The sequence below is a fragment of the Streptomyces sp. NPDC055254 genome, assembly GCF_053606025.1.
Map to the genome: position 1 here is coordinate 43041 of NZ_JBSGQV010000014.1, position 16891 is coordinate 59931.

The 16891-nt window shown below is 72.5% G+C and carries 12 protein-coding genes; 6 read left to right on the top strand and 6 right to left on the bottom strand.

Annotated elements, in window-relative coordinates:
* Positions 1–74: 74 nt before the first annotated feature.
* Both ACWFQ8_RS16415 and ACWFQ8_RS16420 read right to left on the bottom strand, forming a co-directional pair.
* Positions 75–1184 carry a phosphatase PAP2 family protein gene (locus ACWFQ8_RS16415; protein WP_453786904.1) on the bottom strand — a complete coding sequence of 370 codons (1110 nt, stop codon included), beginning with the start codon at positions 1182–1184 and terminating at the stop codon, positions 75–77.
* A gap of 217 nt (positions 1185–1401) precedes the next feature.
* Positions 1402–2517 carry a glycosyltransferase family 39 protein gene (locus ACWFQ8_RS16420; RefSeq protein ID WP_453786905.1) on the bottom strand — a complete coding sequence of 372 codons (1116 nt, stop codon included), beginning with the start codon at positions 2515–2517 and terminating at the stop codon, positions 1402–1404.
* Between the two features lie 293 nt (positions 2518–2810).
* Between ACWFQ8_RS16420 and ACWFQ8_RS16425 the strand changes: the two genes are divergently transcribed.
* On the top strand, positions 2811–4493 hold the full coding sequence (locus tag ACWFQ8_RS16425; RefSeq protein WP_453786906.1) for an MFS transporter: 1683 nt from the start codon (positions 2811–2813) through the stop codon (positions 4491–4493).
* Between the two features lie 212 nt (positions 4494–4705).
* A complete protein-coding gene (locus ACWFQ8_RS16430; protein ID WP_453786907.1) occupies positions 4706–5878 on the top strand; it encodes an acyl-CoA dehydrogenase family protein in 1173 nt (390 codons plus the stop codon).
* Between the two features lie 9 nt (positions 5879–5887).
* Here ACWFQ8_RS16430 and ACWFQ8_RS16435 read toward each other — a convergent pair whose 3' ends face one another.
* Positions 5888–6337, bottom strand: coding sequence for a cell division protein SepF (locus tag ACWFQ8_RS16435; RefSeq protein WP_453786908.1), 450 nt, complete (start codon positions 6335–6337; stop codon positions 5888–5890).
* A 283-nt stretch (positions 6338–6620) separates the two neighbouring features.
* Between ACWFQ8_RS16435 and ACWFQ8_RS16440 the strand changes: the two genes are divergently transcribed.
* The 4 genes from ACWFQ8_RS16440 to ACWFQ8_RS16455 all read left to right on the top strand — a co-directional run bounded on the left by ACWFQ8_RS16440 (position 6621) and on the right by ACWFQ8_RS16455 (position 10441).
* The gene (locus ACWFQ8_RS16440) at positions 6621–7955 is read left to right on the top strand and encodes a DUF5685 family protein (RefSeq protein WP_453786909.1); all 1335 of its coding nucleotides are present in this window, start codon (positions 6621–6623) and stop codon (positions 7953–7955) included.
* Positions 7956–8032: 77 nt separating this feature from the next.
* Positions 8033–8848 carry a DUF1684 domain-containing protein gene (locus ACWFQ8_RS16445; RefSeq protein WP_453786910.1) on the top strand — a complete coding sequence of 272 codons (816 nt, stop codon included), beginning with the start codon at positions 8033–8035 and terminating at the stop codon, positions 8846–8848.
* 132 nt (positions 8849–8980) lie between these two features.
* The gene (locus ACWFQ8_RS16450) at positions 8981–9865 is read left to right on the top strand and encodes a S1 family peptidase (RefSeq protein ID WP_453786911.1); all 885 of its coding nucleotides are present in this window, start codon (positions 8981–8983) and stop codon (positions 9863–9865) included.
* Positions 9866–9961: 96 nt separating this feature from the next.
* Entirely contained in the window at positions 9962–10441 is a 480-nt protein-coding gene (locus ACWFQ8_RS16455; protein ID WP_453786912.1) for a hypothetical protein, read from the top strand.
* 39 nt (positions 10442–10480) lie between these two features.
* On the opposite strand, the gene ACWFQ8_RS16460 is transcribed toward ACWFQ8_RS16455, so the two are convergent.
* From ACWFQ8_RS16460 to ACWFQ8_RS16470, 3 genes are all read right to left on the bottom strand, one after another.
* A complete protein-coding gene (locus ACWFQ8_RS16460; protein WP_453786994.1) occupies positions 10481–11377 on the bottom strand; it encodes a DUF4231 domain-containing protein in 897 nt (298 codons plus the stop codon).
* 84 nt (positions 11378–11461) lie between these two features.
* Positions 11462–15472, bottom strand: a complete 4011-nt coding sequence (fxsT, locus tag ACWFQ8_RS16465) for an FxSxx-COOH system tetratricopeptide repeat protein (RefSeq protein WP_453786913.1) — start codon at positions 15470–15472, stop codon at positions 11462–11464.
* Positions 15456–16859: a TIR-like protein FxsC gene (locus ACWFQ8_RS16470; RefSeq protein WP_453786995.1), complete on the bottom strand. Its 1404-nt coding sequence runs from the start codon at positions 16857–16859 to the stop codon at positions 15456–15458. Before ACWFQ8_RS16470 ends, fxsT begins: the two co-directional genes overlap by 17 nt.
* Between the last annotated feature and the right edge of the window lie 32 nt (positions 16860–16891).

The following is a 16891-nucleotide window of genomic DNA, read 5'->3' on the forward strand; positions in this document are numbered from 1 at the left end:
GGCCGGGTCGATGACCCGGCCCGCCTCCGTGGTGCGGGGTGAGGTGGTGCGTACCGTCCCCGCCGGACGCCCCGTCAGCCGCCGGTGACCGGGCGGGGGGCGGGGCCCCGGGCGCCGGCCCGTTCCGCGTGCGCCGGTCGGCGGCTGCCGGTCGGGGTGAGCGGGGTCCGCTCGGACCGGATCAGGTGCGGCCTGCCGGACAGGTGCGCGGCGGGTCGGGACCCCGGCGCGTGGACGGCGGGTACGACGACGGCCGGTACGGGGCCCGGCGCGCCGTCCGGGGCGGGTTCCGCGGCGGGCGCGACCGGCTCGCGGGCCGGCTCGCGAGCCGGGTCGGCGGCGGCCCGCTGGAGCCGCCACTTGCCGCCGGCGGAGAGCAGCGGGGCGAGCGCGGTGGCGACCGGTGCGGGCATCCGGCCGGTCTCCGCGCGACGGCGCAGCAGGGCGCGCAGCTCGAAGACGTAGGCCTCGGCGCGGGCGATCAGCGGCTCGAACCAGGGCAGCGCCAGCAGGATCAGCAGTCCCGCGGACCAGCCGAGCAGGACGTCGCTGACCCAGTGCGTACCGAGGTACACGGTGGTCGCGCCGACGCTCAGCGAGACGACCGCGGACACCACGGACAGCACCCGGCGGGTGGCCGCGGTGGAGGCCAAGTAGGCCAGGATCCCCCAGGTCACCACGGCGTTGGCGGTGTGGCCGGAAGGAAATATATCGCCGCCCGCGAAGAGCTCGGCGGAGCCGATCTCGGTGGCGTAGTGCGGCCCGAGCCGGCCGAGGCCGAGCTTGACGGACCCGACGGTGACGTTGAGCAGCAGCAGCGCCACGCCGAGGGTGATCAGCGGGCGGAGGGTGTGCTGGCGCCAGGAGCGCCAGCCGAGCCACGCGGCGACCATCACGGCGGTGGGCCCGCGCTGGCCGAGGACGACGAGGTAGTCCAGGAAGGCGTGCAGCTGCGGCCACTGCTCGTAGGGCCGGAAGAACATGATCTGCCAGTCCAGGCGCACGAGCCAGGACGTGGTCAGTACGGCCACCACGATGGCGAGGTAGAACGCGAGGGTCGATCCCAGGAGTACGACGCGGTGCCGGCTCATCCGCGGGGTTTGCAGATGAGCCGGTCGCTCCGGTTCCCGGTCCAGCCGGGCGAAGACCCGCTCCAGACGGGTCAGGATTTGGTCGGTACGCACTCAATCGACGTTACCGCGCGCCGATGGGCGGCCCGCGCGAATCGCGGGCTTTGTGATGACCATGTGATGTGGAGTAGGTCTCACGGGTGACTTAATTCCCGGTATTTCGGCAGTGGTTGGACCGGACCTGACCCATCGTCCTGACAATTGCTTCGCACGCTTACCCGCACTTTATCCGGATACGCCATTTCCTCTACCGAAAGGCGGCCGGCCGCGGCTACGGCGGTCCCGAACCGTTCAGCCAGAACGCCCCGTACACCGCCGAGACCAGGGCCGCGGCGCCCAGCACGGCGGCTGCCCGGCCGGTGCTCCACCGAGCCATCGCGACCGCCACCGGCAGCATCAGCGGGAAGGCGGGCAGCAGCAGCCGGGGCTTGGACCCGAAGTACCCGGACGCGCACAGCGCCAGCGCCACGACGATCCCGCAGTAGACGAGGAGCGGCGCGGGCTGCCGCTGCCGCACGCACCGCGCGTACAGCCAGAGCACCAGCACGACACCCGCGATCAGCCCGAGCCCGGCGGGGAACGCGGAGGAGGCCAGCTTCGCCCCGACGAACCGGGCGAAGGCCAGGCCGCCGTCGAAGCCGTTGCCCCAGCCGGCCTGCACGTCCAGGTACCCGAGCAGGCCGTCCCCGGTGTGCGCGCCGACCCACAGCACGTACGCGCCCGCGCCCAGCGGAGCCAGCAGCGCGCCCGCGGCCGTCCGCCACGACCGATCGCCCCGGCGCGCGGCGAGCAGCACGGCCACCCACACCGCCGCGACCACCGCGGCCCCGACCGGCCGGGTCAGCCCGGCCCCCGCGGCCAGCAGCCCCGCCGTGATCCACCGGCCGCGCAGGGCCCCGTACAGCGCCCACGCGGCCAGCGCGGTGAACAGCGACTCGCTGTACGCCATCGACTGCACGACGGCGACGGGCAGCGCCGCCCAGGCCGCGACGGCCAGCACCCCGGCCCGGCGCCCGTACAGCAGGTCGGCCACCGCGAAGACCCCCCAGGCCGCCGCGAGTCCGGCGACCGCAGACACCACCAGGCCCGCGGAGCCGTACGACAGTCCGGTCACGGCGGCGACCGCCCGCTCCAGCCAGGGCAGCAGCGGGAAGAAGGCCAGGTTCGAGTGGACGTCCCCGTTCGGGAGGAGCACCTCGTACCCGTAGCCCTCCGCCGCGATGCGGGCGTACCAGAGCGAGTCCCAGCGGGCCGAGAGCAGCGTGCGGGGGCTGCTCCCGGCCGCCGCCCCCCATGCCGCCAGCACCGTCAGCCCGAGCAGCCGGACCGCCGCGAAGGCGGCCAGCGCGGGCGCGGCCCGGCGAAATCCAAGATCTTCCACGGGCATGATTATCGGTGGCCCCGGCAGGTGGCCGCGGTCGAGAACCACAGGCCGTGAGCGCGCGTGTACGTGGGGGAAGGGCGCGCCGGGGGCGGCGGCGCGAGAGTGGCACACACCACACGGCGGTCGGAGTCGGGATGAGAGGTGGACCACGTACCGGGCAGGCGAACTCGCGTACGCTGATCGCTCACTCGCGTGTCGATGCCGGATCCCGCAGGACGCCGCACACCGCACCACCCCCCGTGGCTCCACACGACGCCGGTCCGCCGAGTGCGAGGGATCATCTGGGAGGTACATGCATGTCGGGGACGAACGCGGCCGTCGACAGGACCCCTTCCCCCTGGCAGCGGATCGGCGCGGCCTCCGGCGGATCCAACCGCTGGGTGGTCCTGGCGGTGCTTTGCGTCAGCCTGGTGCTCGTCGCGCTCGATGCGACGATCCTCCACGTCGCCGTCCCCTCCGTCACCGAAGACCTGCGCCCCGGCTCGATCGAGCTCCTCTGGATCGTCGACGCCTACCCCCTCGTCTGCGCCGCGCTGCTGATCCTCTTCGGGACCCTCGGAGACCGGGTCGGCAGGCGCCGCATCCTGCTCCTCGGCTACGGGCTCTTCGGTGCGGCCTCCGCACTGGCCGCCCTCGCCGACAGCGCGCAGGTGCTCATCGCGGCGCGCGCCCTGCTCGGCATCGGCGGCGCGATGATCATGCCCGCCACGCTGTCGATCCTGCGCCAGGTCTTCCCCGACCGGCGCGAGCGGGCGCTCGCCATCGGCATCTGGACGGCCGTCGCCGCCGTCGGCGCCGCCGGCGGACCCGTGCTCGGCGGCTTCCTGGTCCAGCACTTCTGGTGGGGCTCGGTCTTCCTCATCAACATCCCGCTGATGGCGCTCGTCCTGCCGCTGGGGCGCTGGCTGCTGCCCGAGTCCAAGGGATCGACCGGCGGGCCCTGGGACGTGCTCGGCGCGCTGATGGCCGCCGCCGGCGTGCTCGGCTCGGTCCTCGGGGTCAAGCAGCTGGGCGCCGAGCGGGACCTGCTCGACGTCCAGGCGCTGGTGCCGCTGGCTCTGGGAGCGGCCCTGCTCGTGCTGTTCGCGCGGCGGCAGAAGCGGCGGCCGTACCCGCTGATCGACATGCGGATGTTCTCCCGAGCGGCCTTCTCGACCTCCGTCGGATGCATCGTGCTGGCCATGCTGGCGCTGGTCGGCCTGGAGCTGATCGCCGTCCAGTACCTCCAGCTCGTCCTGCGCCTCAGCCCACTGGAGACCGGCCTGCGGCTGCTGCCGCTGACCTTCGCCGCCATGGCCGCCGGCGCCACCGGCTCGTACACCCTGGCCCGGGTCGGGCCGCGCACGATGGTCTCGCTCGGCTTCCTGCTGACCGCGTTCGCCGTGCTCCTGCTGACGCTCATGGGCCAGCAGGACCGGCCCGTGCTGCTCACCGTCGGCTTCGTCCTGCTCGGCTTCGGGCTCCAGACCACGCTGTTCGCCGCCTACGAGTCGATGCTGAGCGAGGCCCCGGTGGCCACCGCGGGCGGCGCGGCCTCCATCGGCGAGACCTCGTACCAGCTCGGCGCGGGCATGGGCATCGCCCTGCTCGGCAGCGTGATGAACGCGGCGTACGCGCCGGGGCTGGCGAAGGTGCCGGGGGTGGCGGAGGGCGACTCGGCCCGCGCCGCGAACTCCCTGGGCGAGGCCTACCAGATCGCCGCGCACCTCGGGGGGCCGGCGGGGGAGTCGCTGTACGCGGCGGCCCGGCTCTCGTTCGTGCACGGGCTGCACGTGACGCTGGTGGTGAGCGCGGGGCTGCTGCTGGCGGGGGCCGTGATGGCGCTGAAGCTGCCGCGGGCCATGGAGGAGGACGCGGGTCCGGCGGGGCCCGGGGCTCCGCCGGTTTCGCTGCCCGCGCAGTCGTCCGGGTCCCGCGGTGGTGTGGCGGCGCCGGTGGGCGGGGAGCCGCGCCCGTCTTCGGTGGAGCACGCGGGCTGACGCGTGGGCGCGCCGCCGTTGCCGGGGGCGCCGTCCAGGGCACCGCGCGCCTCGAACACCGGCGGGGCTGCAATGGTGTCCGGTGGGACGGGAGTGGTGTCCGGCGGAGCTGGATACGGAGGGCGGGGGAGTGCAAAACTTGCGCTGCTAGGTTCTGTCGGCCGGGAAGGCTCGGCTCGGCATCGACCGTCTCAGGCCGCCGGGAGGCCCTCGTGCCGTCATTCGTACCCACCGATCCGCTCGGGCTCGACGAGCTCCTCGGTCCCGAGGACCTCGCCGTCCGGGACACCGTCCGCGGCTGGGCCGCCGACCGGGTGCTGCCGCACATCGCCGAGTGGTACGAGAGCGGGGAGCTGCCCGCCATCCGCGAGCTGGCGCGGGAGCTCGGCTCGATCGGGGCGCTCGGCATGTCGCTGGAGGGCTACGGATGCGCGGGCGCCAGTGCCGTGCAGTACGGCCTCGCCTGCCTGGAGCTGGAGGCCGCCGACTCCGGCATCCGCTCGCTGGTCTCCGTACAGGGGTCGCTGGCCATGTACGCGATCTGGAAGTACGGCTCCGAGGAGCAGAAGCAGCGCTGGCTGCCGGGCATGGCGGCCGGCGAACTCATCGGCTGCTTCGGCCTGACCGAACCCGATGTCGGCTCCGACCCGGCCGCCATGCGCACGTACGCCAAGCGCGACGGCGGCGACTGGGTGCTGAACGGCCGCAAGATGTGGATCACCAACGGGTCGGTGGCCGCCGTGGCGGTGGTCTGGGCGCAGACCGACGAGGGGATCCGCGGCTTCGCGGTGCCCACCGACACGGCCGGGTTCTCCGCACCGGAGATCAAGCACAAGTGGTCGCTGCGCGCCTCGGTGACCAGCGAGCTCGTTCTGGACGACGTACGGCTCCCCGCGGACGCGGTGCTCCCGGGCGTCACCGGGCTCAAGGGGCCGCTGGGCTGTCTCAGCCACGCGCGGTACGGGATCATCTGGGGGTCCATGGGCGCCGCGCGCGCCAGTTTCGAGTCGGCGCTCGAATACGCCAGGACGCGGGAGCAGTTCGGGAAGCCCATCGGCGGCTTCCAGCTCACCCAGGCGAAGCTCGCCGACATGGCCGTGGAGCTCCACAAGGGCATCCTGCTCGCCCACCACCTGGGCCGGCGGATGGACGCGGGGACCCTTCGGCCGGAGCAGATCAGCTTCGGCAAGCTCAACAACGTCCGCGAGGCCATCGAGATCTGCCGCACCGCGCGGACCGTACTCGGCGCCAACGGGATCTCCCTCGCATACCCCGTCATGCGGCACGCCACCAACCTCGAATCGGTCCTCACCTACGAGGGCACCGTCGAGATGCACCAATTGGTGCTGGGCAAGGCGCTCACCGGGCTGGACGCCTTCCGGTGAGGGCCCTGCTCAGCTCTGGTTGAAGAAGTCGCGCGAGCGGCCGCCGGGCTCGCCGCTCACGATCTGGGTGTCGGCCGGGGTCAGCAGGAAGACCCTGGTCGCCACCCGCTCGATCGAGCCGCGCAGGCCGAAGGTCAGCCCGGCGGCGAAGTCGACCACGCGCTTCGCGTCGCCCGGGTCCATCGAGGACAGGTTCACGATGACCGGGACGCCCTCGCGGAACAGCTCGCCGATGCCCCGCGCGTCACGGAAGCCGTCGGGGGTGACCGTAGCGATCCGGCGGCCCTGCTCGACGGCCGACTCGGAGGCGACCCTGACCCGGGGGTCGGTGACCCACTGGTCGCCGGGGCCGGACACCGAACCCTGAGCCGCCTCCGCGTAGTCGTCGTCGTAGTAACGCTCGTCGTCGCTGTCCTCCACGAGACCCAGCCAGGCACTCGCCTTGCGCACCGAACCCATGGACGCCTCCTCTCACCGCGGTCAGTTCTCTTCTCTCCGCTGCCCCTATGGTCGTCCATGATGCTGACAACGCGCCAAGTGGATAGTCGCCGCGCAGGGTTTTCGTGACGGTACTGGTGCAGAACATCCGTTGCACGGTCAAGGATCCTGGTGGCTACCACTGCTGACTGAGTGAAAATACGACCAGTGCCTCCGTGCGGGTGAGCGATGGGGGCGTACGGGTGATGTGAGCGGCTCGATACGATGCCCGTCAGGCACGCGTACGACACACGGGGGAACTGAATTGTTCGGCATCGTCAGACCCTGCACACACCGGCTGGGCGAACGGTTCAAGACGGAGTGGATGGCCCATCTCTGCGGGCTGTGCCTGGCACTTCGGGGCGATCACGGACAGTTCGCCCGGATCGTCACCAACTATGATGGTCTGCTCGTATCCGTTCTGACGGAAGCTCAGTCCGGCCCGGCACCCGGTGCCCGCCGCACCGCCGGCCCCTGCCCGCTGCGCGGCATGCGCACCGCCCCGGTCGCCAACGGCGAGGGCGCCCGGCTGGCGGCCGCCGTCTCGCTGGTCCTGGCCTCCGCGAAGGTCCGGGACCACGTGGCGGACCGGGACGGCCTGTTGGCCCGCGCCCCGATCGCCGCCGCCGCGCGCAAGGTGGCTCGGGGCTGGGACCGCGCCGGCGCCCGCACCGGGGCCTCGCTCGGCTTCGACACGGCCGTCCTCGTCGACGCGGTGGACCGGCAGGCGGGCATCGAGACCCTGGCCGGCCCCGGCACGCCCGTGCTCGTGGTCACCGAGCCGACGGAGACCGCCACGGCCGCCGCCTTCGCCCATACCGCGCACTTGGCGGGACGGCCGGGCAACGCCCCCGCGCTCGCCGAGGCGGGCCGCTACTTCGGGCGGCTGGCGCACCTGCTGGACGCGGTCGAGGACCAGGGCGCGGACGCCGCGGCGGGCGCCTGGAACCCGCTCACCGCCACCGGGACCACGCTCACCGAGGCCCGGCGGCTGTGCGACGACGCCCTCCACGGCATCAGGCTGGCGCTGCGCGAGGTCGAGTTCGCGGACGCCGGCCTCGCCCACCGGCTGCTGGTGCACGAGCTCCGCACCTCCGTGGACCGGGCCTTCGGAACCACCTCTTGCGGGCACGGACACGCCGCGGCGGCCTCCTCGGGGCAGGGCGGCGATCCGTACGCGGGCGGCCCGTACGGGGGCGGACCCTACGGAGGAGCCCCGCACGGCGGCGGCCCGTACGGCAGCGGGCCGGTGGCGAGCGGGAACCCCTACGGCAGCGATCCCTACGGCGGCAACCCCTACGCCCCCGGCGCCCCGCCGGCCCCGGGCGGCCCGGGGCTGCCCCCGCCCATGGGGCCGGGCGGTGGTGGCGGTAACGGGGGCGGCCGGCCCCCGCAGAAGCCCCGGCGCGGACTGCTCGCCGGCTGTGCGGTGGCGATCGGGCTGTTCTGCACCTGCCGGCTCTGCTGCGCCGAGCACGAGGGTCCCTGGTCCCGGGAGAAGAAGAAGCCCTGGTGCGAAAGGTGCGATTGCGGCAACTGCAACTGCAACTGTGACTGCGGCTGCGGCGACTGCTGCTGCTGTCCCTGCGACGGCTGCTGAGCCCCCGTCGGATTCCACAGGTCCGGACGGCGTACTCCTGGATTCCCGTCCGGACCCGTGTGGAAGGGTTGAGCGGCATGAACGATGACGCGCAAGACCCGCACGCCTCCTGGCGCGATTGGCACGAGCACCGGGAGGCCACCGTGGCCGCCCCCTACGGCCCCTTGGCACTGATCGGCACGCACTGGCTCGCCGACCACCCGGAAGGTCGAATTCCGGCCGTTCCGGGCCACTGGCGCGCGACCGAGGACGGGGTGGCCCTGACGGCGACCGCGGAGGACTCCCTGTACCTGGACGGAAAGCCCTTCGCCGGCGAGGCCGTGGTCCCGGCCGACGAGACCCCGCCCTCGCGCTCCCGGATCTCGGCGGGAGAACTGAGGCTTGCCGTGATCCGCCGCGAGGGGGAGTGGGCGGTGCGCGTCTTCGACCCCGGCTCACCCGCCCGCCGGGCGTACGCCGGGATGGAAGCCAGCGCCTACGACCCGGCCTTCGCGCTGCCCGGGCGCTTCCGGCGGTACGCGCAGGACCGGACGGTCCAGGTGGAGAACGCCGACGGCCGGGCGCGCGGACTCGACCTCGGCGGCGAGCTGAGCTTCCGGTTCGAGGGGACCGAGCACACCCTCCAGGTCGCCGTCGACGAGGAGGACGGCAGTCTCTGGGCGGTTTTCGGCGATGCCACGGGCGGCCGCTCCAGCTACCGCTTCCGCTTCCTGCGGCCCGGCACCCCGGCGCCGGACGGCTCCGTCACCGTCGATTTCAACCGGTCCCTGCTGCCGCCCTGCGCCTTCGCCGACCACTTCATCTGTCCTTTCCCGCCGCCCGGCAACATGCTGCCCTTCGAGGTGGCGGCGGGCGAACGGCGGCTGAAAGGCGCCCTTGCGACCGGTATCTGACACCCCCACACTCCCGAGAGTGCTTGTCAGGGTCACGGCATAAATGATGCGCTCCCCGTGCCCCCGACTGCGCCTCACGGGCTCCGGCACCCCCACGATCGCCGGGCCCCCAACCTTCCCGGAGGACGAGAAGTGAGGAACAAGAGCATCACCCGTACCCGGCTGCTCGCGGTGGCCACCGGCCTGGCCGCCGCGGCCGCACTCGCCACCCCCGCCGTCGCGAACTCGGACGGACAGGACGACGGATTCAGCGCCGCCCGGCTCGCCTCGGCCGGAGCATCCGTCCTGCGCGCCGACGTCGCGGGCACCGCCTGGCACACCGACCCCGCCACCGGGACCCTCGTGGTCACGGCCGACTCCACCGTCTCCGCCGCCGACCTCGCGAGAATCAAGCGCGAGGCCGGAGCCGACGCCGGCGCCCTGCGCATCGAGCGGACGCCGGGCAAGCTGACCAAGCTGGCCTCCGGCGGCGACGCCATCTACGCGTCGAGCTGGCGCTGCTCACTCGGCTTCAACGTGCGCAGCGGCAGCAACTACTACGCCCTCACCGCCGGGCACTGCACCGACGGCGCCACGACCTGGTGGACCAACTCCGCCCGTACCAACGTGCTCGGCTCCACCGTTGGCTCAAGCTTCCCCAACAACGACTACGGCCTGGTCAAGTACGCCAGCAACACCCCGGTCCCGCCGGGCACCGTCGGCGGCCAGGACATCACCAGCGCCGTCAACGCCACGGTCAACATGTCCGTGACCCGCCGCGGCTCCACCACCGGCACCCACAGCGGCCGCGTCACCGGCCTCAACGCCACCGTCAACTACGGCGGCGGCGACGTGGTCTACGGCATGATCCGCACCAACGTGTGCGCCGAGCCCGGCGACAGCGGCGGCCCGCTCTACTCGGGCACCCGCGCCGTCGGCCTGACCTCCGGCGGCAGCGGCAACTGCTCCACGGGCGGCACCACGTACTTCCAGCCCGTGGTCGAGGCCCTGAACGCCTACGGGGTCAGCGTCTACTGACGGTGACCCATGCGCCCCCGCCGCACCCCTGGACGTCCTTCCGCCTTCTGGGAGGATGTCCGGGGTGGCGGCGTCCACGGGGGAGGCAGGTTCCGTATGAAGCGCATCGGCGTGACCGGACACCGGTCCATTCCGGACGAGCTGCTCGCTCATGTGGAGAGCAGCCTGTGGGCCGTGCTGGAGGCCCACGAGGGCCCCTTGGAGGCGCTCTCCAGCCTCGCCGAGGGAGCCGACCAGCTGTTCGCCGCGATCGCCCTGGAACACGGGGCGGACCTCACCGTCGTGATCCCCAGCGGGGACTACGAGGAGTCCTTCGAGGACGCCGGCGCCCTGGCCCGCTACCAGCGGCTCAAGCACCGGGCCACGCAGGAGGTCCGGATGGACTTCACGCGCTCCACGGACGAGGCCTACTACGCGGCCGGCACGTTCATCGCCGGCTCCTGCGACCGGCTCGTCGCCGTCTGGGACGGGCTCCCCGCGCGCGGACACGGCGGCACCGCCGAGATCGTCGCCTACGCGCGGGCGCTCGGCAAGCCGGTCACCGTCATCTGGCGCGAGGGCGTGACCCGGGACTGAGCCGACCGGCCCCGGGGCGCCCCCCCCGCAGGGGCCGCGTCAACTGCTGTGCCGGGCGAGCCAGTCCGTGTGCTGCGGAGAGACGTACCGCTCGGTCTCGTACACCGCGGACGGCCACTGGGACTCCGTGATCGTCGTCTGCATCACGACCATCATCGCCGCCAGGTCCTGTTCGATCAGGGTGTGCGCCTCGATCAGCGGATGGTGGCGCCGCACCTCGTTCCAGGCGATACCGGCCGCCGCCGCCGCGCTCAGCAGGCCGGTCAGCTGCGCCCCCGGACCCGACCCGAAGGTCTCCAGCAGCGCGAACAGCAGCGCCAGGCAGGTCAGCAGCGCGATCGTCCACGACCACAGGGCGGTCGCCCGCCGGGACACCTCCGTCCGGCGGCGGTACCAGTTGCGCTGCTCGATCAGCCGGTCCCGGACGTACGTCTCGCGCCGCACCCGGTAGTCCAGCCCGCGCAGCCGCTGCATCGCGCCGGTGATCTCCCCGCCCCGGGGCACGGCCCCGGAGGCCCGCGGATCCTCCCAGCCCATTTTCCGGAGCTCGTCCAGGCCCGCCTCCAGCCGGGTGCGGTAGGTGGCCTGCGGGTCGTCGCCGTCACTGCCGAACGGCGCCCCGTGCACGGCGTACCGCCAGGCCAGGGACTTGATGAACTCCGCCGCGCTGCGGTTGAGCTGCCACTGCGGGCGGGCCCGGCGCCGGGTCGCCCGGATGCCCACGGCCAGCACCCCGGCGTACCCGAGCACGCTCAGCAGGCCGAACACGCGCAGCGAGCCCACCTCGGGGCCCGGCGGCAGGGCGGCGGCCGCGGCGGCCGTGACGAGCAGCGCCAGCTGGACGCGGGTGGCCTGCGTCGACTCCCGCTGCCGGGTGATCGCCGCCTGGTCGGTGTGGTGGAAGAGGGTCGGCAGGTCCTCGTGTCGAAAGGTCATGCTGTCGGTCACAGCGCCCCCTGCTGTCGGGCCGGGTCGGTGAAGGGGCGGCGGGGCCGTGCGGCCCCGCCGCCCGCGGTCGGATCACACGGCGAGCGGCTCCAGGTCGCGGTGGACCCGCCGCTCGTCGCGGGCGTAGCGGGTCAGCCCGTGGTCCTCGCCGAGCAGCCGGGTCAGCTCGGCCACCGCCTCGCCGCGGACCCGGGCCGCCTCCTCCTTGCGGCCCATCGAGTCCAGGCTGACCGCCATGTTGGAGGCGCTCGCCAGGGTCTCGGGATGGTGCGGCCCCAGCGCCTCGCGCAGCTGCATCACGGACAGCCGCTCCAGCTCCAGGGCGCCCTCCGGATCGCCCAGGTCGGCCCGGGCGTTGGCCAGGTTGAGGTGGGCGAAGACGGTGTGCGGATGGTTGTCGCCGAGGACGTCCCGCATCAGCCGGATCGTCTGCCGCAGCATCGGCTCCGCCGTCTCGGCCGCGCCGGTGCCCCAGTGGAAGACCGCCAGGTTGTTCACGGCCGCCAGGGTGTACGGGTGCCGCTCGCCCGGCACCTTCATGTACTCGTCCACCACCTCCTGCGCCAGGTCCCGCGCCGCGCCCGGGTCGCCGGTCGCGAACAGGTCGGAGGCCAGGTTCAGTTCGCAGGACAGCAGGTCCGGATTGACGGAGGTGTACTTGGCCCGGTAGCGGGTCCGGGTCGCCGAGGTGAGCCGCAGCGCGTCCTCCAGCTGCCCGGCCCGGCGCAGCGACACCGCCAGGTTCTTCGCGGCCGCCAGGGTGCCGGGGAAGGCCCGCCCCAGCGTCCGCTTGTAGATCTCGTACGTCCGGCTGAGCAGCTGCACCGAGTCCTCGTAGCGCCCCACCTCGCGCAGGTCGCGGGCCAGGTTCTGGGCGGAGGACAGGGTGTACGGGTGCTCCGGCCCCAGCACCTCGGTCCGCAGGTCGTACACCTCCTGGTCGATCTCGCGGGCTCTGGCGTACTGGCCCACCAGCCGCAGGTTCAGCGCCAGGTTGTTCGCCGCGGCGAGGGTACGCGGGTGCGCCTCGTGGAAGATCTGGCTGAACCCCTCGTGCGCGTGCGTTGCCAGCTCCATCGCCTCGCCGTACTGGCCGAGGGCCCCCAGGGTGTTGGCCAGGCCGCTCATGGTCATGTAGGTGTGCGGGTGCGAGGGCCCGAGCACGGCCCGCTGGCGTTCCAGGGTGACCTCGTCGAGCTCCTTGGCCTCCACGAACCGCCCCTGCGAGCGCAGGATGTTCGAGAGGTGGAAGCGCAGGTACAGGTACTGGAGGTCGTTGTTGCCCAGCTGCTCCTTCCACGACTCGCGCAGTTCCTCGCCGAGCTGGTACGCGGCCTTGAAGTCACCGCGCTTCCACAGGTAGCGGACCCGGTCGATCAGCAGCCGGCGTGTTTCCGGCTCCCGGCAGAACCGGGCCTCCGACGGGGTCAGGTGCGGCCAGATCGTGTTGAACCGGGGCCAGGTCTCCGGATTGTCGATCGGCTCGTCGTCGTCCGGCCGCGCCCCGGCCAGAATCCGGTGGACCGCGTGCCGGGCCTCGCGCTGCTCCTCCTCGCTCAACTGGGCCCGGATCACCGCCTGGACCAGGCGGTGCACCTGGATGCTGTTGCTGACCTGGTCGACCTTGGCCAGGGCGAACCGCCCGATCTCCCGGATCACCCGGCCGAGCACCAGCTTCTCCTGGAGCGAGGAGTCGTACGGCTTGAGCGCGTCGATCATCTCCTTGCTGTAGAGCAGGTTCGCGGAGATCGGTTCGGGGGCGAGGAACGCGCACAGCTGGAGCAGCCGGACGGCGGCCGGCGAGCGGGACTGGAGCCGCTCTATGGACACGTTCCAGGTCGCCGCGACCGGCTCCGGGTACCCGGGCGGCTGGTTCAGCGCCAGTACGCGGGCCGCCTGCTGGTTCAGCTGCTCGATGTACGCGGACACCGGCGTCGCCGTCTCCGCGATCCAGGCACCCGCCTGCTCGACGGCCAGCGGCAGGTCGCCCACCACGACGGCCACCTGCTCGGCGTCCTCCTTGCTGAGCCCGGGGGCCCGCCGCTGGAGGTGCTCGATGGACTCCTCGCGCAGGAAGACGTCCACCGGCAGCGCGTCGCCGTACTGGGACCACGACTGGTTGCGCGAGGTCACCAGCACGTGCCCCGGACCGCCCGGCGGGAAGAACCGCTTGAGCGTCTCGGGGTCGTCGGCGTTGTCGAAGACCAGCAGCCAGCGCGAGGAGGGGACCCCGCGCCGCAGCAGGTCGATCGCCTCCTGGGAGGCCGCCGCCATGTCCTCGCCGGTCTGCGCCCCCAGCCGCACGGCCAGTTCCGCGAGCGCCGCGACCACGTCGTCGGTCTGCTCCGAGGAGATCCACCACACCAGGTCGTAGTCGGCCATGAACCGGTGCACGTACTCCAGCGCGACCTGGGTCTTGCCGACGCCGCCCAGCCCGTACAGGGTCTGCGGCTGCGGCAGCACCACGGCCATGCCGCCGCCGAGCTGGTCGCGCATCCGCTCCAGCACGATGCTGCGACCGGTGAAACCGGGGTTGCGGGGCGGCGCGTTCCAGATCTTCGGAACGGTCCCGGGGAACCGCGGGCCGGGCTGGGAGGCACTGGCCACGCTGTCGGGCAGGGCCATCGGCCGCTCCACGGCGCGCAGCAGGGCGGTCGTGGCGTGCACCTCGTCGAGCCGGAAGAGGTCCACCGGGTTGCGGTCGATGTAGGGCGTGGCGAGCCGTACGTCGCCCACCCGCAGCGGCACCAGCTGGCGCCGCCCCCCGGTCGGATCCTCGGCCGCGGCCCGGTTCCAGACGTCCACGGCGCGGGCCGACTTGAGGTAGGCGCTGGAGAGCAGCACCACGGTCCGGGCGGCGGTGTCGACGCTGATCCCGGCCCCGCCCAGGGTGTCGCCCGCGCCCGGGGACGCGGCCGGCGCACGTTCGGCGGAGACGTCCTTGGGGACGACGCGGAAGCCGGCCCGGGTGAGCACCGACTCGATCCAGTCGGCCCACATCCGGTTCTCGGCGACGTAGGAGAGGAACAGGTCGGCGGGCAGCGCCGGGCGGCGGCGGGTGAAGGCGTCCCGGATCCGCAGCCGGACCTCCTCTCCGACGACCGGCATGGAGGTGATCTCACCTTCGGTGACCACGGTGGTGAGCCGTTCGAAGGCCGAGAGGAGGGAGTTGGTGAGCCCGGCCTCGTCGCCGAAGGTGGCCAGGGTCTCCTCGTAGGCGTAGTAGGGCCGGTACGGGATCTCCACCGCGCCCCAGTAGGCGGTGAGCTCGTCCCCGACCAGGCCGCCGGGGAAGCGGTCGAACTTGATCCGGGCGAGCGCCCGGCCGGCGTCGGCCTTCTCCTTCTCGCCCTCGTCGATGCGCATCGGCACCGGGTAGATCTTGATGCCGCGCTCGTTGAACCGCTCGTCGATCTGCCGGGCGACGGAGGCGGCGCCGTCGATGGACTGGTCGGACAGGGTGAAGCAGTCGACCAGGACGTCCGGGAGGTGGACGGTGCAGATGTCCGCGATGTCGGACAGACCGGTGCGGCTGTCGATCAGGACGTAGTCGTAGTTCCGCTTCATGTCGGCGCGCAATGCGTCGAAGAACAGGCCGCCGCCGAGCCGGTCGTAGAAGTTGTCCCAGTCGAAGGTGGAGACGGTGGCCGAGTACTCGCGGTTCTGCCGTCCGGCGGAGACGAAGTCGAGCGTGCCGCCGTCCGGGAACTCCCAGCCGAGGACCTCCGGGGTGAGCGAGACGGCGTGCGGCTGGATCCGCGCGTAGTCCTTGTGCCAGTCGTCGGCGCGCTGCACCGGGCTGGTCGCGGCCCAGGCGTACTCGCTGATCAGGTCGATGACCCCGGTGGTGGCCCCGAGGGTGGAGGGGTCCAGGAAGGGGTGGAAGAACCGGTGCAGGCCGGGGGCCTCCAGGTCCCAGTCCACGGCGAGGACCCGCTTGCCGTTCGCCGCGAGGATCCAGGCGGTGTTGGCCAGCGCCATGGTGCGGCCCGTACCGCCCTTGTACGAGTAGAAGGTGACGATGCGGCCGTCACGTCCGTCACGGCCGTCGTGGCCGTCCCTGCTGTCACGACTCGCTGTCATCCGCGTCCCCCCGGTCGGTGTCGTTGCTGGTGTGGTCGGCGTCGGCGGAGCGCGTGTGCTGCGCCCGGTTCGCGCTGGGCGGGAAGGGAGCCGGTGGCGGCACGGGAGGCCCGCCCATCCCCATCGGCCCGAGCAGTCGGGGCCGCTCGGTGGGGGTGCTGCCCGCCGGCAGGTACACCTGGGCGTGCCTGAGGTACTGCTGGGCGGCGGCCTCGACCACCTTCGGCAGGATCTGCGCGAGGGTCTCCATGTTGGCCACGCCGTTGGCGGCGGCCCGGGAGGCGGCCCTGCCCTGGCTCATCTTGACGGGCATGGTGTCCTCCAGCCGCCGGGCCAGCTCGGACTCCTTCGTGCGGCTCTGGTGGTCGTACCGGTTCCACGGCACGACCACGTTGATCCACGGCCGTGACTCCTGGTCGAAGGCGGCCAGCCGCTGGCGGCGGTGCTCGTCCTCCACCACCCAGCGGTCGACGATCAGGATCTCGGGCCGGGTTGGCGGCTGCTTGCTGTCGAAGTGGCCCGCCTCGTCGTCGAAGGAAGCCATCGTGGTCCGGTAGTTGAGGGAGCGGACCAGGTCCTCCGCGACGTACGCGATCGGCTTCTGGGAGACCGGGTGGTACGGGTTCCACTCCAGTGCGCTGTCCCCGTAGTACTCCGGGCTGCGGCCCTCCGGCAGGTCGTGGCGGGAGGCGGCCGCCACGGTGACCTGGAGGGTGCGGGCCGCCGAGCTGCCGGGCGGCCCGAAGGCGCTCGGCACCACCCGGTAGTCCACGGGCCGGGAGGACTCCAGGCGGACGGACTCGGCCACCCGGACGATGCGTTTGGCGAGCTCGTAGACGGCCCGCTCGTACTGCTCGGCGTACCCGCGCAGCTTGATCAGGCCGTACAGCCCGTCGGTGACGTAGCGCTCGCCGAAGGTGTTGTGGTTGAACTGCAACCGCTCGGCGGGCCCGGGCAGTTGGGCCGGCGGCACCGGCACCCATAACGCGGGCACGATGGCGTCGGCCGGTTCGTTGCTGATCGCGCTCCGGTGGATGAGCCGCTGCGTGAAGGCGAACCACTCCTTCCCGCACATCTCACTGGCGAAGTACCGCGGCGAGAAAAGGGGCACGAAGACCCGGCAGGTGGCGAGCGCCGCACCGAGCCGTTCCGACCAGCCCTCGCCGCTGCGTATCTCCCTGTCCATGAAACCCGCGTCGGAGCCGGCGGGCAGATCCGTCAGCGCCATGACATGGCTGCAGAGATCGCGGAAGAGGCGCTCCACCCACATGTCGGGGTCTGGCCCCCCGGCCCCGAATCTCGGTGTATGCGCATAACTGAGAAAAAAGTACGGCTGCACTGATGCGGGCACACGCCCCCCGTCCCGAAGATGCGAGCGAAGAAACATCATTCCGGAGCTGCTTCGCTACATCCCCTCGT

Bases quoted from the DNA above. Each gene is read 5' to 3' on its own strand.
- ACWFQ8_RS16420 (WP_453786905.1), bottom strand. From the start codon at position 2,517: ATGCCCGTGGAAGATCTTGGATTTCGCCGGGCCGCGCCCGCGCTGGCC.
- ACWFQ8_RS16425 (WP_453786906.1), top strand. From the start codon at position 2,811: ATGTCGGGGACGAACGCGGCCGTCGACAGGACCCCTTCCCCCTGGCAG.
- ACWFQ8_RS16435 (WP_453786908.1), bottom strand. From the start codon at position 6,337: ATGGGTTCGGTGCGCAAGGCGAGTGCCTGGCTGGGTCTCGTGGAGGAC.
- ACWFQ8_RS16445 (WP_453786910.1), top strand. From the start codon at position 8,033: ATGAACGATGACGCGCAAGACCCGCACGCCTCCTGGCGCGATTGGCAC.
- ACWFQ8_RS16455 (WP_453786912.1), top strand. From the start codon at position 9,962: ATGAAGCGCATCGGCGTGACCGGACACCGGTCCATTCCGGACGAGCTG.
- ACWFQ8_RS16460 (WP_453786994.1), bottom strand. From the start codon at position 11,377: ATGACCTTTCGACACGAGGACCTGCCGACCCTCTTCCACCACACCGAC.
- fxsT (WP_453786913.1), bottom strand. From the start codon at position 15,472: ATGACAGCGAGTCGTGACAGCAGGGACGGCCACGACGGCCGTGACGGA.
- ACWFQ8_RS16470 (WP_453786995.1), bottom strand. From the start codon at position 16,859: ATGTTTCTTCGCTCGCATCTTCGGGACGGGGGGCGTGTGCCCGCATCA.